General features: G+C 69.2%; 7 protein-coding genes, 2 rRNA genes and 1 pseudogene (1 of these 10 only partly in view). 5 read left to right on the plus strand and 5 right to left on the minus strand.

Annotated features, from left to right (window positions below; genetic code table 11):
* Window positions 1–22: 22 nt before the first annotated feature.
* The 4 genes from HNR76_RS10035 to HNR76_RS10050 all read left to right on the plus strand — a co-directional run bounded on the left by HNR76_RS10035 (window position 23) and on the right by HNR76_RS10050 (window position 4,013).
* Complete coding sequence (locus tag HNR76_RS10035) at window positions 23–514, plus strand: hypothetical protein (RefSeq protein ID WP_162310558.1); 492 nt, start codon at window positions 23–25, stop codon at window positions 512–514.
* Window positions 515–670: 156 nt separating this feature from the next.
* On the plus strand, window positions 671–1,432 hold the full coding sequence (locus tag HNR76_RS10040; RefSeq protein ID WP_162310557.1) for a rhomboid family intramembrane serine protease: 762 nt from the start codon (window positions 671–673) through the stop codon (window positions 1,430–1,432).
* 259 nt (window positions 1,433–1,691) lie between these two features.
* Window positions 1,692–2,885 (plus strand): glycoside hydrolase family 18 protein, encoded by a 1,194-nt coding sequence (locus tag HNR76_RS10045; protein WP_162310556.1) that lies wholly within the window; start codon window positions 1,692–1,694, stop codon window positions 2,883–2,885.
* A gap of 102 nt (window positions 2,886–2,987) precedes the next feature.
* On the plus strand, window positions 2,988–4,013 hold the full coding sequence (locus HNR76_RS10050; RefSeq protein WP_162310555.1) for a TIGR00266 family protein: 1,026 nt from the start codon (window positions 2,988–2,990) through the stop codon (window positions 4,011–4,013).
* Window positions 4,014–4,121: 108 nt separating this feature from the next.
* Here the strand turns inward: HNR76_RS10050 and HNR76_RS10055 are convergent, their stop codons facing one another.
* The 3 genes from HNR76_RS10055 to HNR76_RS10065 all read right to left on the minus strand — a co-directional run bounded on the left by HNR76_RS10055 (window position 4,122) and on the right by HNR76_RS10065 (window position 5,782).
* Window positions 4,122–4,832 (minus strand): class I SAM-dependent methyltransferase, encoded by a 711-nt coding sequence (locus HNR76_RS10055; protein ID WP_162310554.1) that lies wholly within the window; start codon window positions 4,830–4,832, stop codon window positions 4,122–4,124.
* Window positions 4,833–4,902: 70 nt separating this feature from the next.
* Window positions 4,903–5,283, minus strand: a complete 381-nt coding sequence (locus tag HNR76_RS10060; protein ID WP_162310553.1) for a YbjQ family protein — start codon at window positions 5,281–5,283, stop codon at window positions 4,903–4,905.
* Between the two features lie 82 nt (window positions 5,284–5,365).
* Window positions 5,366–5,782, minus strand: a complete 417-nt coding sequence (locus tag HNR76_RS10065; protein ID WP_211373174.1) for a GFA family protein — start codon at window positions 5,780–5,782, stop codon at window positions 5,366–5,368.
* Window positions 5,783–5,899: 117 nt separating this feature from the next.
* Here HNR76_RS10065 and HNR76_RS10070 point away from each other — a divergent pair.
* Window positions 5,900–6,051 (plus strand): annotated as a pseudogene (locus HNR76_RS10070) (IS3 family transposase); the annotation flags it as partial.
* Window positions 6,052–6,109: 58 nt separating this feature from the next.
* Here HNR76_RS10070 and rrf read toward each other — a convergent pair.
* A 5S ribosomal RNA gene (gene rrf / locus HNR76_RS10075) occupies window positions 6,110–6,223 on the minus strand.
* A gap of 145 nt (window positions 6,224–6,368) precedes the next feature.
* Window positions 6,369–7,296, minus strand: a 23S ribosomal RNA gene (locus HNR76_RS10080); it runs 1,949 nt beyond the window's last position.

The raw sequence follows: 7,296 nt of genomic DNA on the forward strand, positions 1-7,296 counted from the left end.
CACGACTTCCAAGGACTCCCCCATGACCCGCAATCGCCTGCTGTACCCGCTGTCCGCCGCCCTGGCCGCCACGCTCGCCCTGGCCGCCTGCAAGAAGCCCGAACAGCCCGAACCGCTGCCGCCCCCGGCCACCAGCGCGCCGGTGCCGATGGGCGACACGGCCGCCATGGGCGCCACCGCCACGGTCGCCTCGGTGGACCTGGGCAATGCCGTGGGCGCCGACCAGCGCGTCACCGCGCCGGCCAGCGTGTTCGCCCCGACCGACACCATCTACGCCACCGTGGCCACCCGCACCAGCGACCCGGCCGCCAGCGTGCCCGGCACGCTCTCGGCCAAGTGGACCTACCAGGACGGCCAGACCGTGCACGAGGACAGCCGCAACCTGGACCTGACCGGCGACGGCGTCACCACCTTCCACATCAACAAGCCCGACGGCTTCCCGGCCGGGCGCTACCAGGTCGAGGTCGCGCTGGACGGGACCGTCGTGCAGTCCAAGGATTTCGAAGTGAAGTAAGAGCGACGCAACACCCGGGCAACCGGTTCCCTCTCTCCTGCTCCTCTCTCCCGGCAGGGTGAGCACACTTGGGCGCGGTACATACCGCGCCCTCTTTTTTGCGCCGCACCGCGCGGGCGGCTTGATTCCCGCACCCGCTATCGCCATGCAGTGGCTATGGATACCGCATCCCCGCCCAGCCACGAGCGCCGCCGCGTGCTGCGCGCCTTCAACGCGAGCCTGGCCTTCGTCCTGCTGCTGCTGGTCGTGTTCGTCGCCCAATCGGGGCTGGACGTGCGCGCGCTGGCGGTGGCCCCGGGCGATCCGCATGCCTGGGCCGGGCTGCTGGCCGCGCCACTGCTGCACGGTTCGCCGCAGCACCTGGCCGCCAATGCCGGCGCCATCCTCATCCTGGGAACCCTGGCCGGCGCCGTGTATCCCCGCGCCACCGTCTGGGCGCTGCCGCTGATGTGGCTGGGCTCGGGCCTGGGCGCCTGGCTGCTGGGCGAGGCGGGCAGCCATCACCTGGGCGCCAGCGGCGTGACCCACGGCCTGATGTTCATGGTCTTCGTCCTGGGCCTGCTGCGCCGCGACCGCGCCTCGATCGCCGCGGGCATGATCGGCTTCCTGTTCTACGGCAGCATGCTGCTGACCGTGCTGCCGCACGAGCCCGGTGTGTCCTGGCAATCGCACATGGGCGGCGCGCTGGGTGGGGTGCTGGCCGCGCTGCTGCTGCGCCGGCGCGACCCGCTGCCGCCACGGCCGCGCTATAGCTGGGAAGACGAAGAGGAACGCGCGGCGGCGCAGGACCCGGCCGAACGCGACGAGCTGGAACCCCCGCCGCCAGCCGACGTGCCGGTGCTGTGGCAGCGCGGGGACGGGCAGGTGCGCGGCGTCGTGCTGCGTTTCCCGCCGCCACCGCGCCAGCCGCCGCCGTAGGCGGCGACCCCGCCGGCGCGACCCACGCACGGACATCGCGGCGGCATCCGCGCATGCGCCCGTCCGCGTCCGGACATCCCCGTGGACCGCACGAGGCCGCGCCCTGGCTCGGGCAGCGCGGCCGCATCGCTTCGCCCGGCCCGGCCATGACGCGTCCATCGGCCACAACGGACATGCCCGCGCCAACATGCGCGAGGCCGCGCCGAACGCCGCGGCGGCATGCCTATAGTGGCCGCCCCGCAATCGCCCGGAGCCCGGCATGGACTTCAAGCCACCCGTTTCCCGCGCGCGCCTGCTGCGCATGACGCTGGCCCTGGCCGCCTCGCTGGCCGTCGCGGCCTCCGCCGCAGCGGCCGACGCGCCCGCACCGGCGTCGCGGCTGAAGGTGATCGGCTACGTGATGGACGGGCCGGTGCTGCCGCCGATCAGCGCGCGCAAGCTGGACGCGATCAACTTCGCCTTCGCCCTGGTGGACCCCGAAGGCGAGGTCTACCTGCCGGGCCGGACGGCGGCCGGCGCGCTGGCAGGGCTGGTCGCCCTGCGCGACGACACCCCGGACCTCAAGGTGCTGGCCTCCATCGGCGGCTGGGGCGCGGACCATTTCTCCGAGGCCGCGCTGACCCCGGCCTCGCGCGCGCGCTTCGCCGAGAGCGCCGCCCGGCTGGCGCGCGAGCACCGCCTGGACGGCATCGACATCGACTGGGAGTACCCGACCCTGCCCGGCCCCGGCATCAGCCACCGCCCCGAGGACCGGGAGAACTTCAGCCTGCTGCTGGAGACGGTGCGCGAACACCTGGATGCGCTGGGCCGCGAACAGGGCCGCCACTACCTGCTCACCATCGCCGCGGCCGACGGCGAGGCCGCGCGCGGGCTGGAGCTGGCGCGCATCGTGCGCGTGCTGGACTGGATCAATCTGATGACCTACGACTTCTACGGCAGCCTGGGCCCCCGCACCGGCCACCACGCCGCGCTGGACCGCTCGCGCCTGGCGCCGGCGGACGCGCGCACCACCGTGCAGGCGGTGGACGAGTTCCTGGCCGCGGGCGTGCCGGCGCGCAAGCTCAACGTCGGCGTGGCCTTCTACGGGCGCGCGTTCGCCCAGGTGGAACCGGCGCACAACGGCGTGCACCAGCCCTACGGCCGCTATGCCGATTCGCTGGCCTGGCATCAGGTGCGCGACCTGCCCGGCCGCGACGGCTACGTGCGCCACTGGGACGCGCAGGCACAGGCGCCCTACCTGTGGAACCCGGCCACCCGCACCTTCGTCACCTACGACGACCCGCAGTCGCTGGCGGCCAAGGCCGCGTTCGTGCGCGCGCGCGGCCTGGGCGGGCTGATGTACTGGGAGCATCGCCACGACGTCGACGACCAGTTGCTGGATGCGCTGCGCGAGGGCCTGGACGCGGCGGGCCCGGCAAGCCCGGCGCCCGCGGGGCGGGCCGGCGGCCGGTAGGCGGCCGGCGAACGGGTTCGGCGCACGTCCCACTTCCGGCACTGGACCGCCGCCGCGGCCGGCTTAGACTCCGCCTTCCCGCCTTCCGCCAAGGACGCCGCCATGACCACCTGGTACCTGCACAACCCCGCCAGCAACCAGCGCCTGGGGCCGATGGACACCGACGCCGCCCGCGCCCAGGCCGCGCACAACCCCGCGCTGCTGGCCTGGCGCGAGGGCATGGGCGACTGGCTGCCGGTGCGCAACGTCGCCGAGTTGGCCGACGGCCTGCCCGGCGACCCCGCGCAGGCACCGCCGCCGTTGCCGCGCCACGCCGGCCGCGGCCGCGCCGACGACATCGAGTTCCGCATCCACGGCCAGGAGATGCAGTTCGTCGAGGTGGAGCTGGACCCGGGCGAAAGCGCCATCGCCGAGGCCGGCGCGCTGATGTTCAAGGACGCCAGCGTGCAGATGGACACCCTCTTCGGCGACGGCTCGCACCAGGGCCAGGGCGGCGGCTTCATGGACAAGCTGCTGGCGGCCGGCAAGCGCGTGGTCACCGGCGAGAGCCTGTTCACCACCGTGTTCACCCATACCGGCGGCGGCAAGGCCAAGGTCGCCTTCGCCGCGCCGTACCCGGGCACCGTGCTGGCGATGAAGCTGGACGAGCACGGCGGCCGCATCGTCTGCCAGAAGGACAGCTTCCTGGCCGGCGCGCGCGGCGTGCAGATCGGCGTGCACTTCCAGCGCAAGATCCTCACCGGCCTGTTCGGCGGCGAGGGCTTCATCATGCAGAAGCTCGAGGGCGACGGCTGGGTGTTCATCCATGCCGGCGGCTGCGTGGTCGAGCGCGACCTGGCCGCGGGCGAGCGCATCGATGTGGATACCGGCTGCGTGGTCGGCTACCACGCCACGGTGGCCATGGACGTGCGCCCGGTGGGCGGCATCAAGAGCATGCTGTTCGGCGGCGAGGGCGTGTTCCTGGCCACCCTCACCGGCCCCGGCAAGGTGTGGCTGCAGTCGCTGCCATTCTCGCGCCTGGCCGGACGCATGCTCGCCGCCGCGCCGCAGGGCGGCGGCCAGAGCCGCGGCGAAGGCTCGGTGCTGGGCGGCCTGGGGCGCATCCTGGATGGCGACAACCGGTTCTGAATCCCACCCTCACCCGATCCCGGGACAATCCACCTGCCGCCTCGCGCCCGCTTTCGCGCCGGGTGCCCGCGCCCGATCCGCCGGCGATGCGGCATCGCCCGGTTGACGTCAGGCGCCGTCTTCCGCGGCGCGCCTGGAAAACCACGCGTGGATCAGCCCGGCCTGGAAGAACCGCGCCGGTGCCTGGAAGCCGCCGGACTCGATGATGGATGCGACCGTCGCCGCCGGCAGTATCGCCACGTCGCTGGCGTAGGCCGCGCGCATCCGCTCCAGCCCCTCGGGCGGGATGCCCGCGGCCGCCATCATGGCCAGCCATGCATCCAGCAGCGCCTCGTACTCGCTCGAACCCACTTCCCCGGCCAGGTCCGAACTGGCCAGCATCCCCCCGGGCCGAAGCCTGCCGGCGATGCCGCGGAAGAACGCCGAACGCGCGTCGCGCTCCAGGATGAACTGCGATACCAGGAAGCAGGTGGCCGCATCGTACGGACCTTCGATGGACAGCGAGTCGAGGTACCCCTCGTGGAAGCGGCAGCGCGACGCGAACCCTTCCTCTTCGGCGCGCCGGCGGCATACCTCCAGCATCGCTCCCGACGGGTCCACCGCGGTGAACGTCCACAGGGGGAACTCCCGGGCCAGGTGCGCCAACTCCGCGCCCGTGCCCGCGCCGACGCAGAGGATTCGCGCATCGGCGGGCAGGCCGGCGAACACCGACTCCAGGAGGAAGTGCAGCCCCTCGCGGATCGGCGCCATCCTCGCCCACTGCCGGTCGTAGCCCTGCGCCTGCTGGTCGAAAACGGCCTTGATTTCTTCCCTACGCATGGCGCCTCCGCTTCATGCTTCCTCCCGGGCCGCCGGGCCGTACCGGTCGCCGACCGGGTCGAACGGCGTACTAGTCACGATCCGGCTCGACCACCACCGCCGTGCCGTAACACAGCACCTCGGTGAGGCCGGTCATGAGCTCGGTGGCATCGTAGCGCACGGCGATGATCGCGTTGGCGCCAAGCTGGCGGGCGTGCAGGACCATGTCCCGGTACGTCTCCTGCCGGGCCTGCTCGCAAAGCTCGGTGTAGATGGTGATGTTGCCGCCGAACAAGGTCTGCAGGCCGCCGAGGAAATTGCCGACGATCGAGCGCGAACGCACCACGATGCCCCGCACGATCCCGAGGTTGCGCACCACCCGGAACCCGGGGAGTTCCGGGGCGGTGGTGACCATGGAGTCGTTCAGGAGGGGACCGGAACGGACCGGCGCGGAGTCGTATGGATTGGTCATTTTCGCTTCCCCGGATGGATGCTTGCCGCATGGACATGGCGCCTGGGTCGCGGCGCGATGCGAGCTCGGTTGGAGTGGAATCTCAGGCGGACGACCCGTACCGCGATCGCTGGAACGTGGGAAGGCCGTCGCCAAAGACGACCCACGGCAGGTCATGGCCCTGCCAGGAATGATGCGTGGGCGGAAACGCGGAAGCGTCGTCCAGGCTGCAGGTGGCCACTTCGACGTAGTCCGGTTCGTCGGCATGCACGTACGCCAGGTGCGTACCGCACGCCTGGCAGAACCAGCGGGTGACGGGCGGCGTGGACGAGAACTCCGCGAGCCCGCCCCGGGTGAACGCAAAGCCGCCCGCCGCCACCGAGAGCCAGGCCACCACCGGTGCGCCGAACAGCCGGCGGCAGGTGCTGCAATGACAGACCATGCTCCCGGCGGGAGGCTCGGTCAGCTCGTAGCGGATCGCACCGCAGAAGCAACCGCCTTCGAAGCGAATCCTGGCCATGGTTCCGGTGCCTCCACTGGTGGTTCACCCGCTGCCCAGGCTACCTGCGCCCGACCGCGCGCGTCCTCCACAGTAGAACGCAGTCGATCCATTGGATGCCACCTTGGCGGCAGGGGCTTCTTCATCGGTGCACTGTCCAGTGGCCGGCGGCTCAAGTGCCTGACCGTTGCCGACGACTTCAGCCACGAGTCCGTCGACATTGCGGCGACCATGGCATCGGTAGCGCCTACGCCGTGTGCCGGCTGGACACAGCCAGTGGCGGCAGGGGCGAGGGCACAAAAAAGAAGAACCCCCCAGCCTGTCGGCTGAGGGGTTCCGGATATAAAACCCTGACGATGACCTACTCTCGCATGGGAAACCCACACTACCATCGGCGCTGTTGCGTTTCACTTCCGAGTTCGGGATGGGATCGGGTGGTTCCACAACGCTAATTTCATCAGGGAGACGGTTGGAGCGTGCTGGTGAACATGATCGCCCGTGAGGGACCGACCGTGCATACCGCACCGTCTCGCATATGTACTTGGGATGTAGTGAGCGGCGGATGGCTATCGACGTGTTCGTCGAGTCCAAGGCCACTTGAGGTTATATGGTCAAGCCACACGGATCATTAGTATCAGTTAGCTCAACGCATTGCTGCGCTTACACACCTGACCTATCAACCACCTAGTCTTGATGGTTCCTTTAGGGGACTTGTGTCCCGGGAGATCTCATCTTGAGGCGCGCTTCCCGCTTAGATGCTTTCAGCGGTTATCGCTTCCGAACGTAGCTACCCGGCAATGCCACTGGCGTGACAACCGGAACACCAGAGGTTCGTCCACTCCGGTCCTCTCGTACTAGGAGCAGCCCCTCTCAAATCTCCAACGCCCATGGCAGATAGGGACCGAACTGTCTCACGACGTTCTGAACCCAGCTCGCGTACCACTTTAAATGGCGAACAGCCATACCCTTGGGACCGACTACAGCCCCAGGATGTGATGAGCCGACATCGAGGTGCCAAACACCGCCGTCGATATGAACTCTTGGGCGGTATCAGCCTGTTATCCCCGGAGTACCTTTTATCCGTTGAGCGATGGCCCTTCCATACAGAACCACCGGATCACTAAGTCCTACTTTCGTACCTGCTTGATCCGTCGATCTTGCAGTCAAGCACGCTTATGCCTTTGCACACAGTGCGCGATGTCCGACCGCGCTGAGCGTACCTTCGAGCTCCTCCGTTACTCTTTGGGAGGAGACCGCCCCAGTCAAACTACCCACCATACACGGTCCCCGACCCGGATTACGGGCCTAGGTTAGAACGTCAAGCACATCAGGGTGGTATTTCAAGGATGGCTCCACCGAAGCTAGCGCCTCGGCTTCATAGCCTCCCACCTATCCTACACAGACGAACTCAACGTTCAGTGTAAAGCTATAGTAAAGGTTCACGGGGTCTTTCCGTCTTGCCACGGGAACGCTGCATCTTCACAGCGATTTCAATTTCACTGAGTCTCGGGTGGAGACAGCGCCGCTGTCGTTAC

It is taken from the genome of Pseudoxanthomonas broegbernensis, assembly GCF_014202435.1.
GTDB classification, from domain to species: Bacteria; Pseudomonadota; Gammaproteobacteria; order Xanthomonadales; family Xanthomonadaceae; genus Pseudoxanthomonas; species Pseudoxanthomonas broegbernensis.

Excerpts from the sequence above, each read along its gene's own strand:
- HNR76_RS10035 (WP_162310558.1), top strand. The coding sequence starts at position 23 with ATGACCCGCAATCGCCTGCTGTACCCGCTGTCCGCCGCCCTGGCCGCC.
- HNR76_RS10040 (WP_162310557.1), top strand. The coding sequence starts at position 671 with ATGGATACCGCATCCCCGCCCAGCCACGAGCGCCGCCGCGTGCTGCGC.
- HNR76_RS10045 (WP_162310556.1), top strand. The coding sequence starts at position 1,692 with ATGGACTTCAAGCCACCCGTTTCCCGCGCGCGCCTGCTGCGCATGACG.
- HNR76_RS10050 (WP_162310555.1), top strand. The coding sequence starts at position 2,988 with ATGACCACCTGGTACCTGCACAACCCCGCCAGCAACCAGCGCCTGGGG.
- HNR76_RS10055 (WP_162310554.1), bottom strand. The coding sequence starts at position 4,832 with ATGCGTAGGGAAGAAATCAAGGCCGTTTTCGACCAGCAGGCGCAGGGC.
- HNR76_RS10060 (WP_162310553.1), bottom strand. The coding sequence starts at position 5,283 with ATGACCAATCCATACGACTCCGCGCCGGTCCGTTCCGGTCCCCTCCTG.
- HNR76_RS10065 (WP_211373174.1), bottom strand. The coding sequence starts at position 5,782 with ATGGCCAGGATTCGCTTCGAAGGCGGTTGCTTCTGCGGTGCGATCCGC.